Annotated in this window: 25 protein-coding genes; 18 read left to right on the forward strand and 7 right to left on the reverse strand. The window is 52.0% G+C overall.

Annotated elements, in window-relative coordinates:
- The first annotated feature begins 83 nt into the window (after window positions 1–83).
- The 4 genes from A6301_RS09670 to coaD all read left to right on the forward strand — a co-directional run bounded on the left by A6301_RS09670 (window position 84) and on the right by coaD (window position 3,837).
- A complete protein-coding gene (locus tag A6301_RS09670) occupies window positions 84–848 on the forward strand; it encodes a glycosyltransferase family 2 protein (protein WP_205540512.1) in 765 nt (254 codons plus the stop codon).
- 93 nt (window positions 849–941) lie between these two features.
- On the forward strand, window positions 942–1,802 hold the full coding sequence (locus A6301_RS09675) for a glycosyltransferase family 32 protein (RefSeq protein WP_234257670.1): 861 nt from the start codon (window positions 942–944) through the stop codon (window positions 1,800–1,802).
- 229 nt (window positions 1,803–2,031) lie between these two features.
- Window positions 2,032–3,309 (forward strand): lipid IV(A) 3-deoxy-D-manno-octulosonic acid transferase, encoded by a 1,278-nt coding sequence (gene waaA, locus A6301_RS09680; RefSeq protein WP_234257671.1) that lies wholly within the window; start codon window positions 2,032–2,034, stop codon window positions 3,307–3,309.
- Between the two features lie 39 nt (window positions 3,310–3,348).
- Window positions 3,349–3,837, forward strand: a complete 489-nt coding sequence (coaD, locus tag A6301_RS09685; protein ID WP_107169073.1) for a pantetheine-phosphate adenylyltransferase — start codon at window positions 3,349–3,351, stop codon at window positions 3,835–3,837.
- Between the two features lie 5 nt (window positions 3,838–3,842).
- Here coaD and A6301_RS09690 read toward each other — a convergent pair whose 3' ends face one another.
- From A6301_RS09690 to radC, 5 genes are all read right to left on the reverse strand, one after another.
- A complete protein-coding gene (locus tag A6301_RS09690) occupies window positions 3,843–4,832 on the reverse strand; it encodes a glycosyltransferase (protein ID WP_234257672.1) in 990 nt (329 codons plus the stop codon).
- A 53-nt stretch (window positions 4,833–4,885) separates the two neighbouring features.
- Window positions 4,886–5,695, reverse strand: a complete 810-nt coding sequence (gene mutM, locus A6301_RS09695) for a bifunctional DNA-formamidopyrimidine glycosylase/DNA-(apurinic or apyrimidinic site) lyase (RefSeq protein WP_234257673.1) — start codon at window positions 5,693–5,695, stop codon at window positions 4,886–4,888.
- A gap of 219 nt (window positions 5,696–5,914) precedes the next feature.
- Entirely contained in the window at window positions 5,915–6,082 is a 168-nt protein-coding gene (gene rpmG, locus A6301_RS09700; protein ID WP_002208990.1) for a 50S ribosomal protein L33, read from the reverse strand.
- Between the two features lie 11 nt (window positions 6,083–6,093).
- Window positions 6,094–6,330 (reverse strand): 50S ribosomal protein L28, encoded by a 237-nt coding sequence (gene rpmB, locus A6301_RS09705; protein ID WP_005967968.1) that lies wholly within the window; start codon window positions 6,328–6,330, stop codon window positions 6,094–6,096.
- A 237-nt stretch (window positions 6,331–6,567) separates the two neighbouring features.
- On the reverse strand, window positions 6,568–7,233 hold the full coding sequence (radC, locus tag A6301_RS09710; RefSeq protein WP_107169070.1) for a DNA repair protein RadC: 666 nt from the start codon (window positions 7,231–7,233) through the stop codon (window positions 6,568–6,570).
- A gap of 153 nt (window positions 7,234–7,386) precedes the next feature.
- On the opposite strand from radC, the gene coaBC reads away from it, so the two are divergent.
- The 3 genes from coaBC (at window position 7,387) to slmA (ending at window position 9,825) form a co-directional block, all read left to right on the forward strand.
- Window positions 7,387–8,664, forward strand: coding sequence for a bifunctional phosphopantothenoylcysteine decarboxylase/phosphopantothenate--cysteine ligase CoaBC (gene coaBC / locus A6301_RS09715; protein ID WP_370642208.1), 1,278 nt, complete (start codon window positions 7,387–7,389; stop codon window positions 8,662–8,664).
- Window positions 8,642–9,100 (forward strand): dUTP diphosphatase, encoded by a 459-nt coding sequence (gene dut, locus A6301_RS09720; protein ID WP_005967975.1) that lies wholly within the window; start codon window positions 8,642–8,644, stop codon window positions 9,098–9,100. The genes coaBC and dut overlap by 23 nt, the downstream gene beginning before the upstream one ends.
- 128 nt (window positions 9,101–9,228) lie before the next feature.
- On the forward strand, window positions 9,229–9,825 hold the full coding sequence (gene slmA / locus A6301_RS09725; protein WP_005967978.1) for a nucleoid occlusion factor SlmA: 597 nt from the start codon (window positions 9,229–9,231) through the stop codon (window positions 9,823–9,825).
- Between the two features lie 44 nt (window positions 9,826–9,869).
- Here slmA and pyrE read toward each other — a convergent pair whose 3' ends face one another.
- Window positions 9,870–10,511: an orotate phosphoribosyltransferase gene (pyrE, locus tag A6301_RS09730; protein WP_137741229.1), complete on the reverse strand. Its 642-nt coding sequence runs from the start codon at window positions 10,509–10,511 to the stop codon at window positions 9,870–9,872.
- A gap of 221 nt (window positions 10,512–10,732) precedes the next feature.
- On the reverse strand, window positions 10,733–11,449 hold the full coding sequence (gene rph / locus A6301_RS09735; RefSeq protein WP_205540517.1) for a ribonuclease PH: 717 nt from the start codon (window positions 11,447–11,449) through the stop codon (window positions 10,733–10,735).
- Window positions 11,450–11,693: 244 nt separating this feature from the next.
- On the opposite strand from rph, the gene ycjG reads away from it, so the two are divergent.
- The 11 genes from ycjG to A6301_RS09790 form a co-directional block, all read left to right on the forward strand.
- The gene (gene ycjG, locus A6301_RS09740) at window positions 11,694–12,659 is read left to right on the forward strand and encodes an L-Ala-D/L-Glu epimerase (RefSeq protein WP_234257681.1); all 966 of its coding nucleotides are present in this window, start codon (window positions 11,694–11,696) and stop codon (window positions 12,657–12,659) included.
- Window positions 12,660–12,703: 44 nt separating this feature from the next.
- Complete coding sequence (locus tag A6301_RS09745) at window positions 12,704–14,575, forward strand: ABC transporter ATP-binding protein (RefSeq protein WP_234257674.1); 1,872 nt, start codon at window positions 12,704–12,706, stop codon at window positions 14,573–14,575.
- A gap of 87 nt (window positions 14,576–14,662) precedes the next feature.
- Window positions 14,663–16,204: a glutathione ABC transporter substrate-binding protein gene (locus tag A6301_RS09750; protein WP_107169065.1), complete on the forward strand. Its 1,542-nt coding sequence runs from the start codon at window positions 14,663–14,665 to the stop codon at window positions 16,202–16,204.
- Between the two features lie 18 nt (window positions 16,205–16,222).
- Window positions 16,223–17,143, forward strand: coding sequence for an ABC transporter permease (locus A6301_RS09755; protein ID WP_014913740.1), 921 nt, complete (start codon window positions 16,223–16,225; stop codon window positions 17,141–17,143).
- Window positions 17,144–17,151: 8 nt separating this feature from the next.
- Complete coding sequence (locus A6301_RS09760; protein ID WP_234257675.1) at window positions 17,152–18,051, forward strand: ABC transporter permease subunit; 900 nt, start codon at window positions 17,152–17,154, stop codon at window positions 18,049–18,051.
- An 8-nt stretch (window positions 18,052–18,059) separates the two neighbouring features.
- Window positions 18,060–19,160, forward strand: coding sequence for a P1 family peptidase (locus A6301_RS09765; RefSeq protein ID WP_370642210.1), 1,101 nt, complete (start codon window positions 18,060–18,062; stop codon window positions 19,158–19,160).
- Window positions 19,161–19,162: 2 nt separating this feature from the next.
- On the forward strand, window positions 19,163–19,984 hold the full coding sequence (locus tag A6301_RS09770; RefSeq protein ID WP_234257676.1) for a M55 family metallopeptidase: 822 nt from the start codon (window positions 19,163–19,165) through the stop codon (window positions 19,982–19,984).
- A gap of 60 nt (window positions 19,985–20,044) precedes the next feature.
- Window positions 20,045–20,992 (forward strand): isoaspartyl peptidase/L-asparaginase family protein, encoded by a 948-nt coding sequence (locus A6301_RS09775; RefSeq protein ID WP_205540522.1) that lies wholly within the window; start codon window positions 20,045–20,047, stop codon window positions 20,990–20,992.
- Window positions 20,993–21,322: 330 nt separating this feature from the next.
- Window positions 21,323–22,231, forward strand: coding sequence for a LysR family transcriptional regulator (locus A6301_RS09780; protein WP_234257677.1), 909 nt, complete (start codon window positions 21,323–21,325; stop codon window positions 22,229–22,231).
- Window positions 22,232–22,329: 98 nt separating this feature from the next.
- Window positions 22,330–23,193: a YicC/YloC family endoribonuclease gene (locus A6301_RS09785; RefSeq protein ID WP_107169060.1), complete on the forward strand. Its 864-nt coding sequence runs from the start codon at window positions 22,330–22,332 to the stop codon at window positions 23,191–23,193.
- Between the two features lie 190 nt (window positions 23,194–23,383).
- A partial coding sequence (locus A6301_RS09790) for a site-specific integrase (protein WP_234257678.1) occupies window positions 23,384–24,525 on the forward strand: 1,142 nt, incomplete at its 3' end.

The raw sequence follows: 24,525 nt of genomic DNA on the forward strand, positions 1-24,525 counted from the left end.
AAATACCTTATGATAATATTAATTGATTAGCGTATATCAATAACAATGAAAAAATCAAGAGTAACTTACATCATAGGTGTAGTATGAATAAAAAATTATCTATAATAATAATCACAAAAAATGAATCAGAATTAATAGAAGAGTGCCTACAATCCGTTAGTTGGGCAGATGAAATCATTGTCGTCGATTCTGGCAGTACCGATTCTACGGTAGAAATAGCTCGTCAATATGGTGCTAGAGTCTATCAACACAATGACTGGCAGGGATATGGCAAACAAAGGCAACGAGCACAGAGCTATGCCAGCGGAGACTATATCTTTTTCATTGATGCTGATGAAAGAGTAACCCCTGAACTACGTCAATCCATTGAAAGCGTGCTACTCAACTCCAATCTAGACGATAAAATCGTCTACTCTTGCGCGCGACAAAATCTCTTTCTTGGCCGCTTTATGAAACATAGCGGTTGGTATCCCGATAAAGTAATACGACTCTACGCAAATCATCACTACCAGTATAATGACAACCGCGTACATGAATCATTGGATTATGGTGATGCTCCTATTCAGCATTTATCTGGAGATCTTAAGCATTTAACCTGTCGTGATTTTTCGGCATTCCAAGAAAAACAGTTACGTTATGCTTCTGCGTGGGCAAAAGAACGTTATGAAAAAGGTAAATCTTGCAGTTATATTGCGATATTTACTCACACCATTTTCTCATTTTTAAAAACGTGGATATTCAGAGCGGGTTTTTTAGATGGAAAGCAAGGATTGTTACTCGCATTTGTCAATGCTCAGTATACCTTTAACAAATACACCGAACTGTGGTCACTAAATAACAACAAATAAAGCGAAATATATTTTCCATAAAATATAAATTAAATTTTAAAATCATCAATAGATATATTTTTTATTTTTTAAAAAACCAAGGACGACACAGTGATGAAAATACCTAAAAAAATTCATCAAATATACACTAAAGGCATACATGAGTTGCCTGAAGAAATATTAGCATCTATAGATAACCTGAAAAAAATAAATCCTGAATGGACCTATTTTTTTTATGATGAAAATAAAATATTAACATATATAGAAAATAATTACGGGAAAGAAGTTCTGAGTCTCTATTTAAGTATAGATCCTAAGTATGGTGCAGCCAGAGCTGATTTATTTCGCTATCTATTGATTTATATCGAAGGCGGTGTTTATCTGGATATTAAAAGCTCATGTTTGATCCCACTTAACGATGCCATTGCAGAAGATTGTGAGATACTGCTATGCAGTTGGGATAATAAAGCATGTGGCTGTGATAAAAATATGGGGATACACAAAGAGTTAGATTTCTTAAAATGTGGCGAATACCAACAATGGAACATAGCCTCAGTACCTAGGTCTCCTTATATAAAATCTGCAATAGATGAAGTTATTCATAGATTAAAAAATTACAAACCCTGGATTTACGGTGTAGGAATGAAAGGCGTGCTAAATACTACAGGCCCAGTTCCATTTTCTATTGGTATTGAGAAAATCAACAAAACCGAATTCTTCTACCATGAAGAAAACCATCGAAACATCGGATTAAAATATCGTAATGTTACCGATGATATAATAAGAAAGTTTAACAGTAATCATTACAGTAAGCTAAAAGACTCCATTGTTATGCTAGAAGGGAAAGATAAATTATATTATAGATTATGGTTATTACTGGTTCACCCACTACAGCGGCTAAAGAAAAACATTATTAATGAAAGCAAAGGCGTAATAAGAAAAATAAAACGTATCTTCTGTGAAAAATCCCAATAGCTACAAACGTCTTATAAATCAAGGTCCGGGCAGATAGCACAGTTGGCTCTTCTAATTCGTTCGATTGACTGTTTAATCCGAACGCTATCCAATAGCCACAGCCATGTACGTATCTGTCCGCATTTTTTAGGAAATGCGTCAGAGGAATAAGCGCATCCGTTTTACAAATAGCCTTATCCTCACGAACCCGATAAAATCCCCCCAGCGATAACCGATAACAGTAGATCTTATGTTACAAACTCTCTACACCATCATCCTGTACCTCATCCAACCGTTGATTTGGCTTCGCCTGTGGCTTCGTGGCCGCAAGGCACCCGCTTATCGTCGGCGTTGGGGTGAACGCTACGGTTTTTGTGCAGAGAAGGTTAAACCAGACGGTATCATGCTGCATTCGGTCTCAGTGGGTGAAACATTAGCAGCCATTCCTTTAGTGAGAGCATTGCGTCATCGTTATCCTAATCTGCCGATAACGGTAACGACAATGACACCCACTGGCTCTGAGCGCGTGCGTTCCGCTTTTGGTGACACGGTCTATCACGTTTATCTGCCTTATGATTTACCTTGTGCCCTGAAACGTTTTTTTGATCAGGTTCGTCCAAAAATCGTCATCATTATGGAAACCGAACTATGGCCGAATCTGATCGCGGAGCTGCATAAACGCGAAATTCCGCTGGTCATTGCCAATGCTCGGTTATCAGAACGCTCTGCGGCGGGTTACAAAAAGATCGGTAAGCTAACGCGTCATATCTTGCAACGTATCACGCTCGTCGCCGCACAAAATCAGGAAGACGGGAATCGATTTATCGATCTTGGTCTGAAACGCTCAAGCCTGAAAGTAACCGGTAGCCTCAAATTTGATATTTCCGTTACACCGGAGCTAGCCGCCCGAGCGATCACATTACGCCGGCAATGGGCACCGCATCGCCCAGTATGGATAGCGACCAGTACGCATGAAGGTGAAGAAGCAATCGTTCTGGCCGCGCATCGCCAGTTGCTTAGTACCTACCCCGATTTATTGTTGATTCTTGTTCCTCGCCACCCAGAACGTTTTTCTACCACACAGGTGTTGGCAGAAGATTTGGCATTCACCTACACCTTGCGCAGCAGTGGTGAACAGCCTTCTGCGAACACTCAAGTGGTCATTGGTGACACCATGGGCGAGCTGATGCTGTTGTACGGCATCGCCGATTTGGCCTTTGTCGGTGGAAGTTTGGTTGAGCGAGGCGGACATAATCCGTTAGAAGCGGCAGCTCATGCTATCCCAGTATTGATGGGGCCACACACGTTCAATTTCAAAGATATCTGCAACAAACTAGACCAGGCTGACGGGCTGATTACCGTTACCGATGCAGACTCACTTGGAAAAGAAGTAGGGAAACTGCTCGCTGACGAAGACTATCGCCTCTACTATGGCCGACACGCCGTGGAAGTGTTACATCAAAACCAAGGCGCACTACAGATGCTGCTAACGCTACTGGAACCTTATTTACCCCAGAGAACCCAGTGAAACAGTGACCACCGAGACAGTGAATGAAGGGCTAACGTGATGACAACCAAAGCGATTTATCCTGGCACATTCGATCCATTAACCAATGGTCATTTGGATTTACTGACGCGTGCGTCACGCATGTTCGATCAGGTGGTGCTGGCTATCGCCGCCAGTCCGAGTAAACATACGCTTTTCACACTGGATGAGCGCGTGGCGTTAGCAAAGGGCGCAACACAACATTTGTCGAACGTCGAAGTCATCGGTTTTAGCGATCTCATGGTGCACTTCGCGCAGCAGCAAAAAGCGAATATTCTTGTGCGCGGTTTGCGAGCCGTTGCCGATTTCGAATATGAACTTCAGCTCGCGAAAATGAACCATCACCTGATGCCGACGCTTGAAAGCGTTTTCCTGATGCCATCGGAAGAATGGTCATTTATTTCATCTTCTTTGGTCAAGGAAGTCGCTCGTCACGGCGGCGATGTGTCACATTTCTTACCCGACGCCATCGTTAGTGCACTACACGATAAATTAGCGAAGAATCTGTAGAGACATTATTTTTTCTTTGAAAATAGATAAACAGTAAGATTAAAACGTAGGGCATACCAAAAGTCATTAAATGAGCCCATTTCCTTGAATAAATTCCCACCAATGCCAGTAGCAATAACTTTCTGGGCTAACTGTTTCCGAATGGCATGAGATGATATTTTTTTACGCAAAAGCCCAAACAAATGGCGACTCTCTCGGTTTGCATGACGAATTAATGCTTTATTTAAAATAGCGTTGTCTTTTTTTCGATGAGCAAGAGCAATTAGGCCATGCATGATATCAATATAACTGTTTGCTCTACGTGATATTTTCTCAATCGACACTGATTTTGTTATCGAATTCGTATTACCGATTCGATAACCATAACCTACCTTTTCACAGAAGCCCACTCGTTTAGCAACCAGCGCTAAATTCGCCGTCCATAGAATGTCTTCATGCATCATATCCGGAATAAAACTTAATTTATTCAATGATATGACATCATGGCGTATTAGCTGCAACCATGCAAAGTGGCACCATTCATTATTTCTTACACTACGAATGATCCATTCATCTCCGCTAATTACCTCATCCCATGGCTGCTTTGTTTGAATAGGCTCTTTTACTTCTTGTTCTGGATTTTCATTAAACTTAAAACCATTGCCTATCAATAGATCAAGGCGTTGTTCCTTGGCTTTTTCAAGCCATGTCGATAGCGTACTTTTTTCCAACCAGTCATCACCATCAACGAATGCAATCCACTCGCCACTGGCGTGCCGAATCCCTGTGTTTCTCGCTTCAGACAACCCTTTATTCTCTTGACTGACAATAATCAAATTTGTAGCCGACTTGCCTATCTCATTCAATTTCAGAAGGCTGCCATCTGTGGAACCATCATTTATCGCAATAACTTCAAAAGCGACATTATCCTGGGCAAGCAAAGACGAAACAAGAGGCTCGATATACTCTTCACAGTTATAAATAGGAACAATGACGCTAATATCCACACGACTCATAATGCCCTCTAAAGCACCTTATATTTAAGCGAAAAAAGCTAAATTAAACAATATTAACGCTGACAACGGCGGCAAAAGAATGTGCTACGCTGCCCATGTTTCGCGGTTTCTATTGGTGTTCCACATGTTCGGCAAGGTTCACCGTTGCGGCCATAGACCCGCAACTCCTGTGCGAAATAGCCAGGCTTGCCATCTGATTGCAAAAAGTCACGCAGCGTCGTGCCACCCTGCTCAATCGAAAGCTGTAACACCTGTTTAATCACGTGCACCAAGACGGCTGCATCATTCTCATTTAGCGATCCGGCCGTTCTATCAGGGTGGATACCCGCAGCAAATAGCGATTCACTCGCATAAATATTGCCTACGCCAACGACCACTTTTTTATCCATAATCCACTGTTTTATCGACGTTTTTTTATTTCGTGACGCCTGATAGAGATAATCTGAGGAGAATTCTGACTCTAATGGCTCCGGCCCTAGATGTGCCAATACCGAGCAAGTTTCTATATTATCCGTCCACAGCCAGGCGCCAAAACGCCGGGGATCGGTGTAACGCAGCACTTTACCGCTGTCCATCACCAAATCAACATGATCGTGCTTTTCTGGTTCGCTATATTCCGGCAATACCCTCAGGCTACCAGACATACCAAGGTGCACGATAATCCAGCCACGCGTAAGCTCAATCAGCAGGTATTTTGCCCGTCGACGCACGCTTAGCACTGGCTCATCGCTTAGTGAGAGAACCTCAGCCGATATCGGCCAGCGCAGGCGCGTATTCCTCACTTCTGCATAAAGGATGGTATGACCAACGAGATAGGGTGAAATTCCCCGACGACTGGTTTCAACCTCAGGTAATTCAGGCATGTGCGTCTCCTGATAAAGGTGGCTACATTAGCATAAACAACAGGATACCATCTGTGATGGCCCCCAAAACAGGGGATACGGCGGGAAACAACGCTATCGCTGACATATTTTACCCACAGCGATTAAAACAAATCAGTTAAGACAAATCGACACGTGCCTGACAGACAACTGCCAAAAAAAAACCCAGCCTTGGCTGGGTTTTTCATAAAGGAGCAAAAATTACTTAATTTTAGCTTCTTTGTAGAGAACGTGCTGACGGACAACTGGATCGAATTTCTTCAGTTCCAATTTTTCCGGCTTAGTACGTTTGTTCTTCGTAGTGGTATAGAAGTGACCAGTACCAGCAGAAGAAACAAGCTTGATCTTCTCGCGAACACCCTTAGCCATGATTCAGTTCCTTAATACTTTTCACCACGGGCACGCAGATCGGCCAAAACCGTCTCAATACCCTTCTTATCAATAACACGCATACCTTTAGCAGATACACGCAGTGTTACAAAGCGCTTCTCGCCTTCAACCCAAAAACGGTGTGAATGCAGGTTCGGCAGAAAACGGCGTTTGGTCGCATTCAGTGCGTGGGAACGGTTGTTCCCGGCCACCGGACGCTTGCCAGTAACTTGGCAGACTCGGGACATGTCTATTCTCCAAAAATCAAATCAGCTCGAGCTTCGTATAGGGTTTGGCCGCCTCGTCAGGCTTTAGAGCCCATCTCAGCAACTTCACTGAAAAGACTCTGTCATCAGGATAAACCTGCTGAGATAGGCTCTTAACGCCACACCCAAGATTCTCAAAGGTGGCGTAGTATACGCTCTGAAGCGTAAGTGCTCAAGTCCCGAACAGCTAAAGATCCCATTGGATCGCGGAAATATCTGTTAAATCCAGCCACGCTCGGCAAAAGAAACGTATTCGCCATGCCCAATGACTAAATGATCGAGCACGCGGATCTCCATTAACAGGCACGCTTTGACAATCTGTTCGGTTATCGCACGGTCAGCCTGACTCGGCTCCGCTTTTCCCGACGGGTGATTATGCGCCAAAATCAGCGCGGCGGCATTCGCCTTTAGCGCTTCACGCACAATTTCACGCGGGTGTACTTCCACGCTGTTAATCGTACCAACAAACATCTCCTGATGGCGAATAACATGGTGTTGATTATCCAAAAACAGGACTAAAAAAACCTCGCGCTCACGTCGCGACAGTAGCAACTGCAAATATTGACCGGTCGCTGCCGGGTTTAGCATCGCGTCCTCTTTTGCCAGGCGAGAGAAAAACAACCGCCTCGACAGCTCTGCTATCGCCTTAAGCTGCGTATATTTTGATATTCCCACGCCTTTGGCGCTATGAAACGCAGACTGCTCGGCCGTCATCAGTTGATATAACGACCCAAATTGCACCAACAAACTTTCTGCCAGCTGCATCACATGCATACCGGGTAGCCCTGTGCGTAAAAAAATCGCCAGCAGTTCGGCATCCGTCAGCGATTCCGCCCCTAAACGCACCAGTTTTTCACGCGGTGCCAATCCCTTTTCCCAACCCATCAGCCTCTCCCTGTACCGCTCGACGGCATCATGTCACGCCGGCAAAAATAGGACGATATCGCCGATAAAAGGCTGCGAGGTGCCTCGCAATCTTCTCAGGTAAACCCTGGCAACGACCTTAAGGTTCTTATCTGACCGCAAGGTTATGGTAAAATGATGCCTCTTCGGACTTTTAATCGGACCATGATGATGACGGAATTTTCCAGCCTGAATGCACTCTCCGGCAAACGAATCGTACTGGGTATCAGTGGCGGTATTGCTGCGTACAAGTGCCCGGAACTGGTACGGCGCCTGCGCGATGGCGGTGCCGATGTACGGGTTGTCATGACATCTGCCGCTAAAGCTTTCATCACGCCACTGACGCTACAGGCTGTCTCTGGCCATCCCGCATCAGACGACCTGCTCGACCCCGCGGCAGAAGCCTCAATGGGCCACATCGAGTTAGGAAAATGGGCTGATTTAGTCATTCTTGCCCCAGCCACCGCCGATCTGATTGCCCGCGTCGCCGCTGGCATGGCAAACGACCTGCTGACCACCCTTTGCCTCGCAACGTCTGCCCCTATCGCCGTCGTCCCTGCGATGAATCAGCAGATGTATCGCGCAGAGCCCACGCAAGACAACCTGCGCACGCTGGCGGCAAGAGGGCTACCAATCTGGGGGCCGGATAGCGGCAGTCAGGCGTGTGGCGATGTTGGACCGGGTCGTATGATCGACCCGATGGACATTGTTGGGCTGGCGCAGCGTCATTTTTCTGCCATCAACGATCTGCAACATCTGAATATTCTGGTCACCGCTGGGCCGACGAGAGAAGCGCTGGACCCGGTGCGCTTCATCTCTAACCACAGTTCCGGAAAAATGGGCTTTGCTATCGCACAGGCCGCTGCCGCTCGTGGCGCTAACGTCACACTAGTAAGCGGCCCAGTCTCGCTTGTTACACCGCAAGGCGTCACGCGTATTGATGTCGGCAGCGCGCTGGAGATGGAGCACGTGGTGATGGAACACGCAACACAGCAGCACATTGTTATCGGCTGTGCTGCGGTTGCAGACTATCGCGCCAAACATATCGCTGATGAAAAGATTAAAAAACAGAATCAGCAGGGTGATGAAATGACTCTCACCCTGGTCAAAAATCCAGATATCATCGCTGGTGTCGCAGCCATGACAGAAAATCGTCCTTATGTTGTCGGGTTTGCTGCCGAAACCCAGAATGTGGAAGAATACGCCCGGCAGAAACTGGCGCGTAAAAAACTGGACCTGATTTGCGCGAACAACGTCTCTCTTTCCGGGCATGGTTTTAACAGTGAAACCAATGCGTTACATCTTTTTTGGCATGATGGAGACACCGCGTTGCCGCAGTGCGACAAACGTCTTCTTGGCCAAAAATTAATCGATGAGATTATCAGCCGTTATGATGAAAAAAATCGACGTTAAGATTGTTGACCCACGTGTTGGACAACAATTCCCGTTACCAACCTATGCTACTCCGGGTTCTGCCGGGCTCGATCTGCGTGCATGTCTGGATCAGGCGATTGAGCTCAAAGCAGGAGAAACCACCCTGATTCCAACCGGGCTGGCGATTCACATTGCCGATACCGGGCTGGCGGCGGTTATTCTGCCTCGTTCTGGGCTAGGCCATAAGCACGGCGTGGTGCTGGGGAATCTGGTTGGTCTGATCGATTCCGACTATCAAGGGCAACTCATGGTTTCCGTCTGGAACCGGGGTCAACAATCGTTTACGGTTGAACCGGGCGAACGCATCGCGCAGATGGTTTTTGTGCCCGTCGTTCAAGCTGAGTTTAATCTGGTCGAAGATTTCGTCGGCAGCGAACGTGGAGAAGGCGGCTTCGGCCACTCCGGCCGTAGCTAACGCGCTCCAGCCACCCTGTAGTGTAAAAAATTCATATAAGCCACAGCGCCGCCTATCCAAAAGGAAATGGCGACTGTGGCGCTAACGGGTGCTTGTCAGTCAAATATTTAGCAAGGGTCTTTTCAGACATGGCAGAAAAAGAAAATACGAAAAGGAATCGCCGCGAGGAAATTTTGCAGGCGCTGGCGCAGATGCTGGAATCCAGCGACGGTAGCCAACGCATCACCACGGCAAAACTAGCTGCGAACGTCGGCGTATCCGAAGCAGCGCTCTACCGGCATTTTCCCAGTAAAACGCGGATGTTTGATAGCCTGATTGAATTCATTGAGGATAGCCTGACCACCCGCATTAACCTGATTCTGCAAGACGAAAAGGAAACGTTTAATCGTCTTCGTCTGATTTTGCTGCTGATTTTAGGGTTTGCAGAACGGAATCCTGGTCTGACTCGCATCATGACGGGTCATGCGCTGATGTTTGAACAAGATCGCTTACAGGGGCGAATTAACCAACTGTTTGAGCGTATTGAATCGCAATTGCGTCAGGTATTGCGCGAGCATAAGCTACGTGATGGCAAAGGTTTCCAGCATGACGAAACGCTGCTGGCTAGCCAACTGTTAGCGTTTTGCGAAGGGATGCTGTCGCGCTTTATTCGCTCTGAATTCCGCTATCGTCCGACGCAGGAATTCGATACCCGCTGGCCGCTGCTGGCTGCGCAATTGAACTAAACACCGCCATTACCCGCCAGACATCTCTGGCGGGTCTCACAACGTTAAATCCCGTACTGCTCACGATAGGCTTTCACCGCATCCAGATGCGCCGCCATTTCTGGTTTTTCAGCCAGATAAGCGATCAAATCCGTCAGCGTAATAATCGAGATCACCTTGCACTGATAATCACGTTCAACTTCCTGAATCGCAGACAAATCAGCACGACCGCGTTCCTGACGATCCAACGCAATCATCACACCCGCCAGCGTCGCGCCGTGCGCACCGATGATCTCCATCGACTCGCGAATCGCCGTACCCGCCGTGATCACATCATCCACCAGCATCACGCGACCCTGCAATGGGCTGCCGACCAGACTGCCGCCCTCGCCATGGTCTTTAGCTTCTTTGCGATTAAAGCAGTAAGGCAGGTCACGATCGTGGTGTTCTGCCAGCGCTACCGCTGCGGTGGTGGCAATAGGAATACCTTTGTAAGCTGGCCCGAACAGCAGATCGAACTCCACACCAGAATCAACCAAAGCTTCGGCATAAAAACGCCCTAGTAAGGCCAAATCGCGCCCGGTATTAAACAGCCCGGCGTTAAAGAAATAGGGACTGATACGCCCGGATTTCAGCGTAAACTCGCCGAACTTCAATACCTGCTTGCTGAGTGCAAACTCAATAAACTGGCGCTGGTAGGCTTTCATTACTGCATCTCCTCGTCTTACGGATTAATCATGTTGTTGAGTAATTTATATATACCCTAAATAATTCGAGTTGCAGGACAAAAACGGCAAGGCGTTTTTGAACAGTGCTTGCGCTGACCCCGAAGGGGCGAGGCCATAAGTTGGCCGAGTAACAAAGCCAACGCACATGCAGCTTGAAGTATGACGGGTATAAAAAAGCGACCAATTGGTCGCTTATAAAATCAATCAGCTAAGGCAGCTTTCTGCGCCTGAACGATGGTATCGATTCCCCCTCGGGCGAGCGCCAGCAAGGTAAGCAATTCTTCGTGGCTGAACGGCTCGCCTTCGGCCGTCCCCTGCACTTCAACCATACGGCCATCTTCAGTCATGACCACATTCATGTCGGTTTCAGCAGCAGAATCTTCCACGTATTCCAAATCGCACAGCGCTTCGCCGTTCACGATGCCGACGGAAACCGCTGCGACCATGCCTTTCATCGGGTTCTTTTTCAGCTTACCGCTGGCAACCATCTGATTTAACGCATCTGCCAGCGCTACGCAGGCTCCGGTGATGGACGCGGTACGCGTGCCGCCGTCTGCCTGCAAGACATCGCAGTCGAGCGTAATGGTGTATTCGCCGAGCACTTTCAGGTCGATAGCCGCGCGTAGGGAACGTGCGATCAGGCGCTGAATCTCTAGCGTCCGCCCGCCCTGCTTGCCTTTAGCCGCTTCACGCGCGTTACGGCTGTGCGTCGCACGCGGCAACATACCGTATTCGGCAGTGACCCATCCTTGCCCCTGGCCTTTCAGAAAGCGCGGAACACCCTCTTCTACCGTGGCATTGCATAACACTTTGGTGTCGCCAAACTCGACCAAAACGGAACCTTCGGCGTGCTTCGTGTAATGACGGGTGAATGTAAGGGGGCGTACTTGCTGTGCACTTCGGCCTGTTGGGCGCATGGCTCATCTCCGGCGGGTCAATGAAAACTGGCGCGCATTATACGTTTTTCGCAGCGCGCTGCCTAATCTTACCCTGCGCCAGTACCGATAAATTTGCAAGATTAGCGGTTAATTCTTCACCAGCCATACCTTATCCTTATGGTATAACCTGAGGTTATACCCTACTCATAAACAAGTATTCGTCAGTGATGATGCATCATGAAATAGTCCGTTCATCCCTTGAGCGTGAATGAGAAAAATCATGATGCGGCATATGCACATTGAAACCGTCAATCTGCCACTGGCCCGCCCCATCACGGCCGATAACGGCACGCGTCATGTCGTCACCGTTATCCGCGTCTCGCTGGAAGAAAAAGGATTTATTGGCCAAGGCGAATGCACGCCTGCCGCCTATTATGGCGAGTCTGCCGACAGCGTATGCCACCAACTTTCTGCGATCCGTGAGGCGGTAGAAAACGGCCTCACCATTGAACAACTTCAACAGAATTTATCGGCAGGCGCGGCCAGAAATGCGCTGGACTGCGCGCTGTGGCGGCTCAACACCGCATTGAAAAAACAGACGCTGTGGCAACACCTCGATATTCGTCCGCCGGCATCCGTAGTTTGCGCGCAAACGTTGGCGCTCGACAGCGTGGAAAAAATGGCCGCTACTGCCTCAAATGCCGTTTCTCACGGCGCACTGCTACTGAAAATCAAGCTGGATCGTGAACTGATTCTGGAGCGGGTTGCCGCCATTCGTGCCGCCGCGCCCAATGCCAGATTGATTATCGACGCGAGAGCAAGCTGGAGCGGACTGGATTTACACAGCCTATCCAAGGCTCTGCTGCCTTATCAGGTTGCGATGATCGAACAACCGCTTCCCGTCGGTAAGGACGAGGATTTACAGCGCTTTGCCCATCCGATTCCCATCTGCGCAGATGAAAGCTGCCGCGACAGCGGTGACATCGTCGGGCTGCGCCGTCGTTATGACATGATCAACATCAAGCTGGACAAGTGTGGCGGACTGACCGAAGCGCTGGCAATGGTACGTGAGGCGAGATTCCACGGCCTGCGCATTATGGTCGGCTGCATGCTGGGTTCATCAATGGCAATGGAAGCCGCTTTGCCGATCGCGGCAGACGCCGAACATGTCGATCTTGACGGCCCTATCTGGCTGGCAGCCGACAGCTCGCCTTATCTGACCTATAACCTTGGCCGAATCTGGCTATGACGCTCTCAACCGAAGCAACCCTAAAACCCTCAACCGGAGTGACCATGACGGATATCATGCACGCGGGTGCCGCCACAGCACCCGGTAACGCCCCCAGACCTGTACTGGAAATCGACGATCTGAACGTTAGCTTTAGCGGCCGTTCCGGCACGCATCAGGCACTAAAAGGCATTTCCTTTACCGTCAATAAAGGGGAAGTGGTCGCCGTGGTGGGCGAAAGTGGTTCAGGCAAATCCGTGACATCACTCACCGTGATGGGGTTGCTAGCAGATTCTGCCAACATCGAACGTGGCGCACTCCGTTTCACCGCGCGCGACGGTCAACAACACGACCTGTTAAGTATGAAAGCAGATGCACGCCGTAAGCTGCGCGGTCGCGATCTCGCCATGATTTTTCAGGAACCGATGACCTCACTCAATCCGGTGCTAAAAGTCGGCGATCAGCTTACCGAAGCCCTGCTTGATCACAAAATCTGTGATGCCGCCAGTGCAGACAAAAAAGCCCGTGAGCTACTGCGCAAGGTGCGCATTGCAGACGTCGATCGCGTGATGAAAAGCTACCCGCATTCGCTGTCCGGCGGAATGCGCCAGCGCGTGATGATTGCACAGGCGCTGGCCTGCGACCCACAACTGCTGATTGCCGATGAACCGACCACCGCGCTGGACGTCACCGTGCAGGCGCGCATTTTGCAAATCCTGCGCGACCTGCAACAACAGAGCGACATGGCGGTATTGTTTATTACCCACGATATGGGCGTCGTCGCAGAAATCGCTGACCGCGTCGTAGTGATGTATCGCGGCGAAATCGTAGAGCAAGGCACTGTCGAACAGATTTTCGCTGCACCGCAGCACCCATACACCCAATCGCTGCTGGCCGCCGTACCGAAACTGGGCGACATGCGCGATAGCCTGTGGCCGAAACGTTTCCCACTGTTGGGACAGGCTACCGACCCAGACAATATTGAACAAGTCACCGCCCGCTATGATGCCGAGCCGCTGTTAGATATTCGCGGGCTGCGCGTCTATTACCCCATACGCAGCGGGATTTTATCTACAGTGACCCACCACGTTCACGCGGTAGAGCAGATCGATTTCAACGTCTGGCCGGGCGAAACGTTGGCAATCGTCGGTGAAAGCGGCTGTGGTAAATCGACTACCGGACGTGCCTTACTGCGTCTGGTTCAGAGCGAGGCCGAAAGCATTCACTTTCAGGGCAACGAAATATCCCAGATGAAAGAGCGTGATTTCCAGCCTCTGCGCCGGGAAATGCAAATGGTGTTTCAAGACCCGTATGCCTCGCTCAATCCACGTCTGACGGTCGGTTTCACCATCGCCGAACCGCTGCTGCTACACGGTCTGGTGAAATCACTGGAAGAGGCGACACCGCAGGTGCAGGCGCTGCTCAAAAGCGTCGGCCTGCTGCCTGAGCACGCCCGTCGTTACCCACACGAATTTTCCGGCGGACAGCGCCAGCGTATCGCGATCGCCCGTGCGATGGCATTGCAGCCGCAGGTCATCATTGCTGACGAAGCCGTCTCGGCGCTCGATGTGTCAATTCAGGCGCAGGTCGTCAACCTGATGATGGATCTCCAGAAGAAAACCGGCGTGTCATGGATTTTCATCTCGCACGATATGGCGGTGGTTGAGCGTATCGCTAACCGCGTCGCGGTGATGTACCTCGGCCAAATTGTAGAGATCGGCCCGCGTCAGTCGGTGTTTAACGATCCGCAACATCCGTATACCCGCCGCCTGTTGGCCTCGGTTCCGATTGCCGATCCAACCCGTCGCGGCACACGCCAGTTTGACGACAGCGAAATCCCCTCCCCCTTGCGTAAAGCAGGTGAGGCCGTCGCCAAAACGCGCTACCGAGAGGTTGCGCCGCAGCACTGGGTCGCCGACAACGAATCGGCAGCCTGAAATACGATGTAGCTATAAAAAATAGTAAAAAAACACGACACATTCATAAACACAACACACGTTCATTGCTGACCAGGAGAGATAACCATGAAGCCATTCGTTCGCCGCTCCGCCGTTGCCCTCGGGCTCTCACTGTGTCTGGCTGCTGTTGCCCAGGCGCAAGACCTTCGTATTTCCATCTATGCCGATATCACCGGACTCGACCCGCACGATACGTCGGACACGCTGAGCTACTCCATTCAGAGCGGCATCTTCGAGCGTCTGTTCCAGTTCGATAACAAAATGAAGCTGGTACCGCGTCTGGCGACGGGTTACACCAGCAACGATACCGCCACCGAGTTTGTCGTTACGCTGCGTGAAGGCATCACCTTCCAGGACGGCGCGCCATTCAACGCTGATGCCGTTAAAGCCAACCTCGACCGTCTGGCGGATCAGAGCAAAGGCTTAAAGCGCAACAGCTTGTTTAACATGGTGCAAACCGTCACCGTGCTGTCGCCAACACAGGTCAAAATCGAACTGAACAAATCCTTCGGTGCCTTTGTGAACACGCTGGCGCACCCGTCGGCCGTGATGCACAGCCCGGAAGCACTGAAGAAATATCCAGACGAAGCACAGCTGCGCGTACATCCGGTCGGGACGGGTCCGTTCAAGTTCACCGAATGGCAGCAGGGTAAAGACGTGAAGCTGGTGAAATTCGACAACTACTGGCAGAAAGGCTGGCCGAAAGTCGACAGCGTGACCTTCTACCCAACGCCGGAAGATTCCACCCGCGTAGCCTCACTGAAATCGGGCCAGGTTGATGCGGTCTATCCGCTGCCTTCCGACCTGATCGGCACCGTACAAAACGACAGCAAGCTGGCGATTCAGCGCGACCCAAGTATTTATCAGTTCTGGCTGGCGATGAATAACCTGCGTCCGCCGCTGAACGATATCCGCGTACGTCAGGCACTCAACTACGCTATCAACCGCGATATCTGGCTGAAAGTGGGCTTTGCTGGCATGGGCGTTCCGGCTTCCTCTGCAATGGCACCGGACGTACAGTTCTTCGCACGCCAGACCTCGCCGAACTACACCTACAACCCAGAAAAAGCCAAGGCGCTGCTGAAAGAGGCGGGCTACGCCAACGGCCTGAGCCTGAAACTGTGGACGACGAACCGCACCGACTACATCCGCAGTGCACAGTTCTTCAAACAGCAGTTAGAGCAGGTTGGTGTCAAAGTCACCGTCACCCCGATGGATTCCGGGATGCGTAACGCCAAGCTGTTCGGCGTAAAAGATCCGAAAGATGCCGAATTTGACCTGTTCTACAACGGCTGGTCTCCGTCTACCGGTGATGCTGACTGGGCGCTGCGTCCACTGTTTGCTACAGAATCCTGGGTGCCGGTTGCTTACAACGTCTCCTACTACAGCAATCCGGTCACGGATAAAGCGATTACTGCTGGGTTAGCGACGGCCGATGCAGACAAACGTGCTGCCGCTTACGCTGATGCACAGCGCCAGATTTGGCAGGATGCACCTGTGGTCTTCCTGGGTTCACCAGACAACGTTGTCGGTAAAACCAAGAACCTCGACGGCGTGTACATGCTGGCAGATGGCTCGCTGATCTTCGATCAGGCTGAATTTAAGTAATCGGTCAGGGAGAACGCCATGTTTGCTTATATCGTCCGACGTTTGCTGGAAATGATCCCGGTTCTGCTGGTGGTCTCCCTGTTAGTGTTCGGTTTTATCAAACTGCTGCCGGGTGACCCGGCACGTATTTACGCCGGTGCTGACGCGACCATTGAGGCGGTGGAAGCCGCCCGTCAGCAGTTAGGGTTGAACGATCCGCTGCCGCAGCAATATGTCCACTGGCTCGGCGGCCTGTTCAGCGGCGATCTGGGTGTGACATACCGCACGCAACAGCCCGTCATCGATGTCATCAGCAAGAGCTTCATGCCAACCATGTGGCTGGCGCTGGCGGGCTTCGTCTGGTCGGTGCTGCTCGGCCTGCTGATCGGCGTGGTATCCGCGCTCAAGCGGGGAAAATGGCAGGATTGGACGCTGATGAGCTTCGCGGTCGGTGGGATTTCCATGCCGCCGTTCTGGCTCGGCCTGTTGCTAATCCAATTTGTGGCCATGCCGTTCGGCGTCTTCTCCGTCAGCGGCTTTAATCAGCCCAGCGACATCATTCTGCCGGCGCTGACGCTCGGGGCATCGGTCGCCGCCGTGATGGCGCGTTTTACCCGCTCCGCGTTTCTGGAAGTCGCACAGGAAGATTACGTGCGCACCGCGCGCTCTAAGGGGCTACGCAATCGGCTGGTCACCTGGAAGCATGTGATGCGGAACGCGCTGATCCCTGTTATCACCATGCTCGGGCTGCAATTCGGCTTCCTGCTCGGTGGCTCCATCGTGGTGGAGAGCGTATTTAGCTGGCCGGGACTGGGTTGGCTGTTGATTGAATCGATCAAAACGCAGGATCAGCCGGTCATTCAAGCGCTGGTGATGCTGTTCGTATTTGAATTTATTGTCATTAACCTGTTGGTGGACCTGCTGTACGCGGTGGTCAATCCGGCGATTCGCCTACGTTAGGAGACACGATGAACCTGCCTTCCGAACCCGTCGTGGCCGCTGCCACGCTTGATGAAGAGACGATACGTTCGCCGTGGCGCGATTTCGTTCAGGTCTTTATCCGTAACCCGATGGCGCTGGTGTCCAGCGGCTTCGTCCTGCTGCTGGTACTGGTCGCGATTCTCGCCCCTTGGCTAGCACCGTGGAACCCGATGGAGCCCGACTGGATGGCGCTGGCTTCACCGCCTTCGGCGGCGCACTGGATGGGTACCGACGACCTTGGACGCGATGTGATGAGCCGTATCATTTACGGCGCACGCATCTCGTTATACATCGGTATTTTCTCCGTCACGCTCGGCATGCTGGTCGGTATCGTGCTCGGCCTGCTGGCGGGGTACTACGGTCGCTGGGTGGATACGCTGATCATGCGCGGTTCCGACGTGCTGTTCGCCTTCCCCGGTATGCTGCTGGCGATTGCAGTCGTTGCTATTCTCGGCCCTGGCTTGAATAACGTGATTATCGCTGTCGCCGTCTTCAGCGTGCCCGTCTTCGCCCGCATCGTGCGTGCCTCCACGCTGTCGCTGAAACAGGCCGCTTATGTGGAAGCCGTGCGCTGCGCCGGTGCGCCGGATCGCGTCGTGCTGATGCGCCACATCCTGCCCGGCACGCTGCCTAACGTGATCGTCTATTTCACCATGCGTATCGGCACCAGCATCCTGACCGCAGCAGGGCTGAGCTTCATCGGCCTTGGCCCGGAGCCGGACGTGCCAGAATGGGGCAATATTCTGGCGATGAGCCGTAGCCTGATGATGGCGGGCGCGTGGCACGTCAGCGTGTTCCCCGGTCTGGCGATTTTCTTCACCGTGCTGGCGTTTAACCTGCTCGGGGATGCGCTGCGTGATACGCTCGACCCCAAACTGAAAAGCTGAGGAAGGCGATGCACGGCGATCATCCGATGAACGACTATCACCAGCAGCAGCAGGCGCTGTTGCTACAACGCTGGAAGACGACGCGGCAACTGGGTACGCCGCGCTCGGCCAGCGGGCCGCATAACAGCATTAGCGATGTGGCAGGCGTGCGCGTCGGCCACTGCACGCTGGCGGCAGGCGAAGTGCAAACCGGCGTCACGGCGATTGTGCCGCCCGGTGAAAACCTGTTTACCCAACCTCTACCCTGCGGCGCGGCGGTGCTAAACGGCTTCGCTAAACCCATCGGGCTGGTGCAGATTGAGGAATTGGGGCAACTGCAAACGCCTATTCTTCTCAGCAATACGCTGGCAACCGGCACGCTATTTACCACGCTGGTGCGCGACGCGATTTCCCGCAACCCTGAGCTGGGCCGCACGCTGCCGACGGTGAACCCGCTGGCGCTGGAGTGCAACGACGGGTGGCTGAACGACATTCAGGCGCTGGCCGTGACGGAACCTATGGCGCGGCAGTCGCTGGACAGTGCAACGGACCGCTTTGCACGCGGCAGCGTCGGTGCCGGACGTGGCATGAGTTGCTTTAGCCTGAAAGGCGGCATCGGCACGGCATCGCGCCTGATCCCCGAATTGAACGCCACGCTCGGCGTGCTGGTGCTGGCAAACTTCGGCACGCTTTCCGCGCTGACGCTGGACGGCGTGCAAATGGGAAGCGCCATCGCGCCTCTGCTACCGGGGCTCGCTCCGCAACAGGACGCCGGCTCGATCATCATTATTATGGCGACAGATGCACCGCTCGATGCCCGCCAGCTCAAACGCATTGCCAAACGCGCGGGTGCAGGATTAGGTCGGCTCGGCAGCTATTGGGGACACGGTTCCGGCGACATCGCCGTCGCATTCTCCACCTGCTCACAGCCACAGCCGCCGGAGGATGCGCAGCTTGAACCGTTGTTAAGCGCCGCCGCCGATGCGACCGAACACGCGGTGCTCGACGCCATGCTTCAGGCAGACGCCGTTACCGGCTTTCGCGGCCATCATCGCCCGACGCTGCCACAAGCGTTGGATAAGCTAGCCGCGGCGCTCTCTTCCGTAGGACATTCTCCCGTAGGACATTAATTATGAAAATTTTTATCTCCGCCGATATTGAAGGGATCGCAGGCGTCATGCGCCCAGAGCAGTGCAGCCCCGGCACTGCGGAATACCAACTGGCACGCGGCCTGATGGAACAAGAAGTGAATGCCGCCATCGACGGCGCGTTCGCGGGTGGCGCAACAGAAGTGGTGGTCGCCGACAGCCATGCCGCAATGGTTAACCTACGCGCTGAGAATATCGACGCCCGAGCCCGACTGGTACAGGGAAAACCGCGCGGTTACTCCATGGTCGAAGGATTGGAGCAGCAGCAGTTCGACGGCCTGATGTTCATCGGCTACCACAGCGCCGCGGGTGAGTTTGGCGTGCTATCGCACACCATCAACGGCCGCGCGTTCTACCGCGTGCGCATCAACGGTGAAATCATGGGCGAGAGCGATATCTACGCTGCCGCCGGGGTGGAACAGAAGACGCCACTCTGGTTGGTCAGTGGCGACGACACGCTCCAGAGCTGGATCGCCCGCTACTACCCTGCCACCGACTACGCCTGCGTCAAACGTGCTATCTCACAGCACGCGGCGGAATCCCTCAGCACCGAACAGGCGCGTCAGGTGATTCGTGACGCAGCCAAGGCGGCGGTGGAAAAAGCGCACCGCACCTTAAATTCGCGGATTCAGGCACCTTACCGTCTCGAACTGATGGTGGCAAAACCGGTGCTGGCCGATCTATTCTGTCTGCTGCCGAACATTGAACGTTTGGATGCCATAACCGTAGGTTATACGGCGCAAAGCATGCGGGAAATCACCAGCCTGCTGGGTGCATTTTCCTATCTGGCGACAACGCAAAACTGATTCCGGTCTCTCCGACCCGACCTTCTGGGGCGAAAACCGATTAAAAAGAGAATTTATCGCATGACGAAACCCGTGATTGTGATCCACGGTGGCGCAGGCGCGCTGACCCGCTCGGCCATGAGCGCTGAAAAAGAGCAACGCTATCTGGCCGCGCTGTCCGAGATTGTCGCCAGTGGACAACGCATTTTGGCTGAAAATGGCACTGCGCTGGATGCCGTAACGGAAGCTGTCCGTCTGCTGGAAGAATGCCCGTTGTTCAATGCCGGACATGGTTCAGTCTTCACCCACGCAGAAACCCACGAACTGGACGCCAGTATCATGGACGGACGCTCGCTGGATGCGGGTGCGGTCAGTTGCGTCAGCCATATCCGTAACCCAATTCTGGCAGCGCGTACCGTTCTCGAAGCCAGTCCGCATGTGATGTTTACCGCCGACGGCGCGGAAGCCTTTGCAGAACAACACGGGCTGGAAAGGGTTGATCCTGCATTTTTCTCCACCGACGAACGCCGCCAGCAGTTACATAACGCGCAGGCCGGCTCAGGCCGTGTCATCCTCGACCATGACGGCCAAAGCGACCCTATCGATCCCGACCGTAAGTTCGGCACCGTAGGCGCGGTAGCACTCGATAGTGCGGGCAACCTCGCAGCAGCAACCTCGACGGGCGGCATGACCAATAAACAAGCCGGGCGCGTGGGCGATAGCCCTATCATCGGCGCGGGCTGCTACGCCAACAACCAGACGGTCGCGGTTTCCTGCACCGGCACAGGCGAAGTCTTTATGCGCGCCGTTGCGGCTTATGATGTCTCTGCGCTGATGGAATACGCCGGACTGACGCTACAGCAGGCCAGCGATCGTGTGGTGATGGAGAAACTGGTGCAGATGGACGGCAGCGGCGGGCTGATTGCCGTCGACAAAGCGGGCAACATCGCCCTGCCGTTCAACAGCGAAGGGATGTACCGCGGCTATGGTTACGTGGGAGAAGCCCCCGTCGCCGATATCTATCGTTAAACTATCAGCACGCCGAAACAGAACCAAAACGCCCAATATCGGTGCGATCGCACCATTATTGGGCATCAAAATAGTGCATAAAGCGTCCTCATCGCTTATCTATCGACCATTCATCGTGGCCTTATACCCTAAATAATTCGAGTTTCAGGAAGGCGGCAAGCGAAGGAATCCCGATGAGCTTACTCAGGTAAGTGATTCGGGTGACTGAACGTAGCCAACGCACATGCAACTTGAAGTATGACGGGTATATAATCTGGCGTAATAATTGCAGAACTTTTGGTTATTACTCATACGACGTTCATTAGAAAACGTCAGCCGGAGCCTGCACTCATGCGATTACGCCATATTGAAATCTTCCAGGCCATTGTTCAGGCAGGCACCATCAGCGGCGCCGCCCGGTTGCTCAACGTCTCGCAGCCCAACGTCAGCCGGGTACTGAATCACGCAGAACAACAGCTCGGTTTTTCTCTGTTTGAACGTCGAACTCAGGGGATGGTCGCCACCGAAGAAGGGCTACGCCTGATCCCGAAAGTACAGGAACTCTTCAGCCATCTGCAAAGCATCAGTTCACTCACCGAACAAATCAAAACCAGCAAAGCCCACTCCGTAAGGCTGGGCGCGGCACATGCGTTCGGACAGATGGTCGTCGCACCAACGCTAGTGGAATTTCATAAGCAGGCGGCATCGGTTAATGTCGAATTGGTGACCGAACATTTCAGCACGCTGTGCCAGAACATCCTGCAAAATCAGCTCGATTTTGCGCTGATATTTGGTCAACAGGTGCCATCCGAGCTGCTGGCAGAACCACTATTTCAATCCACGATGGTCGCCCTGCTGCCAAAAAACAGCCCGGTAAATGGCCCGGTATCGCTGGAATGGTTGTGCAACAACAACCTGCTGATGATGCAACATCAAGATCCGCTCGGTCAGGTGGTACACCGTGCGCTACGCGACAAGGCGCTACAGCCGACGGCTTCGCTCTACATCAAAACCTACTCGGTGATTGCCGATATGGTTTTGGCAGGCGGTGGCGCGGGCATCGTCGATCTCTTTACCGCCTGCCGCTATGCCGATCAGCTAAAAATCGTCCCTATCGACCAACCGCTGCCTTTTGAAGTCACCTTGATCAGCCGCCGCGACAACCCGCAATCGCAGGCGACGCTGCAACTGAAGCAGATGATGAAAAACCGCTGTCGCGACATCGCCAGACAGCACGAGACCCTGCTTTACGCCGCCTGATTCGCGACAGACGCCACGCCACGGACGGTTTTTCCTATCCCCTGTGTGGGACTCAACGCTATAATCCTTCTCATCATTTGCTTTACAGGTATGCACCAATGATTCGCAGCATGACCGCTTACGCCCGCCGAGAAATCAAGGGCAACTGGGGAAGCGCAGCCTGGGAACTGCGTTCCGTTAACCAGCGCTATCTGGAAACCTATCTTCGTTTACCGGAGCAATTCCGCAGCCTCGAACCCGTCGCCCGTGAGCGCATCCGCGCCCGTTTAACCCGTGGAAAAATCGAATGCAACCTGCGTTTTGAACTCGACCCGAGTGCGCAAAGTGCACTGATCCTGAACGAAAAGCTGGCAAAGCAGCTGGTTAATGCCGCCAACTGGGTCAAAATGCAGAGCGACGAAGGGGAAATTAATCCGGTTGATATTTTGCGCTGGCCGGGCGTGATGTCGGCAGAAGAGCAGGATCTGGACGCCATCAGCGCCGAACTGCTGAAGGCACTGGAAGGTGCACTGGATGACTTTATCGCCGCCCGTGAAAGCGAAGGTAACGCGCTGAAAGCCTTGATTGAACAACGTCTGGCAGGCGTCAGCGCCGAAGTCGTCAAAGTCCGCGCCCAGATGCCGAACATCCTGCTATGGCAGCGCGAACGCCTGCAAAGCAAGCTGGAAGATGCACAGGTACAGCTGGAAAATAACCGTCTGGAACAGGAACTGGTACTGATGGCGCAGCGCGTCGACGTCGCTGAAGAACTCGACCGCCTCGACGCTCACGTCAAAGAAACCTACAAAATCCTGAAAAAAGAAGAAGCCGTCGGCCGCCGCCTCGACTTCATGATGCAGGAATTCAACCGCGAATCGAACACGCTGGCCTCGAAATCCATCAACGCCGACGTCACCGCTTCTGCCATTGAGTTGAAAGTACTGATCGAGCAAATGCGGGAACAGATTCAGAACATCGAGTAAAGTTTCACGCGATCTCTTAGAGTCTCATCACATCCCATCGTCTAAAAAAGCCATTGTAAAAAATGGCTTTTTTTGTTTTATATAGTCTCATATCGTATCACTACAGCGCGTGTTTCATGTGTACATAGACGTGTACACATTAACATTTATGACACGCCAGTTATGTACACACCAATGGGACAGAGTAAGCATGGCGAAACTGACAGACATACAAATAAAAGCATGGATAAAGTCGGGCGAACATTTTGATGGGCGATCTGATGGAGGCGGGCTGTATTTATGCTTTCCTAAAAACTATGCAATACCATTCTGGCGTTTTCGCTATCGCTTTGCAGGAAAACAACGAGCAATGGTTATAGGGACATATGCTGAACTATCACTCGCTAAAGCACGAGAAACAGCTAAAGAACAGTCAGCACGTGTTGCCTTGGGGTATGACGTGGCGGGAGAGAAACAAGAGCGCAAAGCAGAAGCATTGAAAAAGATGGAGGAAGAAAAACATGCGCTACGTGTTTCAGAATTGGCAACAGAGTACTTTGAGCGTCAAATCCTCAATCGCTGGAAGCATCCAGACATCCTACGCCGTCGCATAGATAAGGATATTAATCCTAATATCGGGCATCTCAGAATCGAAGATGTTCGCCCCTATCATATTGATGACATGCTGCAAAAAATCGTACAGCGTGGTGCACCAACAATCGCTAACGATGTATTGAGATGGACTCGCCGAATATTCGATTACGGAATAAAGCGGCATATGCTGGAAACTAATCCCACTGGCGCTTTTGAAATCTCAGATGCTGGTGGTCAGGAACAAAGTCGTGAGCGCTGGTTAAGTCGTGAAGAACTCATCCAGTTCTTTCAGGCTATGCCCATGACAAAAGGATTCTCACGCCAGAACGAGTTAACAATGAAACTCTTGCTAGCCTTTTGCTGTCGCAAGATGGAGCTTTGTGGTGCCCGTTGGGAAGAGTTCGATCTTGATGGAGCTGTATGGCACTTACCCGCAGAGCGAGTTAAGAATGGCGATGCGATCGATATTCCCATTCCAGCACCAGCACTTGAATGGCTGAAAGAGCTTCACCAGATGTCCTGCAATAGCCAATGGGTACTTCCGGCAAGAAAGATGCAGCATAGGATGATTCCCCACATTCAGGAAAGCACATTGCCTGTAGCATTAGCAAAAATAAAAGCCAATATGCCCAGCGTTCCAAACTTTACTATTCATGATTTCCGGCGCACTGCACGATCACATCTGGCTGCGTTGGGGGTTGATCCCGTAGTTGCAGAGCGTTGTCTGAACCACAGAATCAAAGGCGTTGAAGGGATTTA

The organism is Pectobacterium sp. IFB5596 (assembly GCF_021432585.1).
Taxonomy (GTDB): domain Bacteria; phylum Pseudomonadota; class Gammaproteobacteria; order Enterobacterales; family Enterobacteriaceae; genus Pectobacterium; species Pectobacterium punjabense.

Coding starts and splice junctions, on each gene's coding strand:
- A6301_RS09670 (WP_205540512.1), top strand. CDS start 84: ATGAATAAAAAATTATCTATAATAATAATCACAAAAAATGAATCAGAA.
- A6301_RS09675 (WP_234257670.1), top strand. CDS start 942: ATGAAAATACCTAAAAAAATTCATCAAATATACACTAAAGGCATACAT.
- waaA (WP_234257671.1), top strand. CDS start 2,032: ATGTTACAAACTCTCTACACCATCATCCTGTACCTCATCCAACCGTTG.
- coaD (WP_107169073.1), top strand. CDS start 3,349: ATGACAACCAAAGCGATTTATCCTGGCACATTCGATCCATTAACCAAT.
- A6301_RS09690 (WP_234257672.1), bottom strand. CDS start 4,832: ATGAGTCGTGTGGATATTAGCGTCATTGTTCCTATTTATAACTGTGAA.
- mutM (WP_234257673.1), bottom strand. CDS start 5,695: ATGCCTGAATTACCTGAGGTTGAAACCAGTCGTCGGGGAATTTCACCC.
- rpmG (WP_002208990.1), bottom strand. CDS start 6,082: ATGGCTAAGGGTGTTCGCGAGAAGATCAAGCTTGTTTCTTCTGCTGGT.
- rpmB (WP_005967968.1), bottom strand. CDS start 6,330: ATGTCCCGAGTCTGCCAAGTTACTGGCAAGCGTCCGGTGGCCGGGAAC.
- radC (WP_107169070.1), bottom strand. CDS start 7,233: ATGGGTTGGGAAAAGGGATTGGCACCGCGTGAAAAACTGGTGCGTTTA.
- coaBC (WP_370642208.1), top strand. CDS start 7,387: ATGATGCCTCTTCGGACTTTTAATCGGACCATGATGATGACGGAATTT.
- dut (WP_005967975.1), top strand. CDS start 8,642: ATGATGAAAAAAATCGACGTTAAGATTGTTGACCCACGTGTTGGACAA.
- slmA (WP_005967978.1), top strand. CDS start 9,229: ATGGCAGAAAAAGAAAATACGAAAAGGAATCGCCGCGAGGAAATTTTG.
- pyrE (WP_137741229.1), bottom strand. CDS start 10,511: ATGAAAGCCTACCAGCGCCAGTTTATTGAGTTTGCACTCAGCAAGCAG.
- rph (WP_205540517.1), bottom strand. CDS start 11,449: ATGCGCCCAACAGGCCGAAGTGCACAGCAAGTACGCCCCCTTACATTC.
- ycjG (WP_234257681.1), top strand. CDS start 11,694: ATGCGGCATATGCACATTGAAACCGTCAATCTGCCACTGGCCCGCCCC.
- A6301_RS09745 (WP_234257674.1), top strand. CDS start 12,704: ATGACGGATATCATGCACGCGGGTGCCGCCACAGCACCCGGTAACGCC.
- A6301_RS09750 (WP_107169065.1), top strand. CDS start 14,663: ATGAAGCCATTCGTTCGCCGCTCCGCCGTTGCCCTCGGGCTCTCACTG.
- A6301_RS09755 (WP_014913740.1), top strand. CDS start 16,223: ATGTTTGCTTATATCGTCCGACGTTTGCTGGAAATGATCCCGGTTCTG.
- A6301_RS09760 (WP_234257675.1), top strand. CDS start 17,152: ATGAACCTGCCTTCCGAACCCGTCGTGGCCGCTGCCACGCTTGATGAA.
- A6301_RS09765 (WP_370642210.1), top strand. CDS start 18,060: ATGCACGGCGATCATCCGATGAACGACTATCACCAGCAGCAGCAGGCG.
- A6301_RS09770 (WP_234257676.1), top strand. CDS start 19,163: ATGAAAATTTTTATCTCCGCCGATATTGAAGGGATCGCAGGCGTCATG.
- A6301_RS09775 (WP_205540522.1), top strand. CDS start 20,045: ATGACGAAACCCGTGATTGTGATCCACGGTGGCGCAGGCGCGCTGACC.
- A6301_RS09780 (WP_234257677.1), top strand. CDS start 21,323: ATGCGATTACGCCATATTGAAATCTTCCAGGCCATTGTTCAGGCAGGC.
- A6301_RS09785 (WP_107169060.1), top strand. CDS start 22,330: ATGATTCGCAGCATGACCGCTTACGCCCGCCGAGAAATCAAGGGCAAC.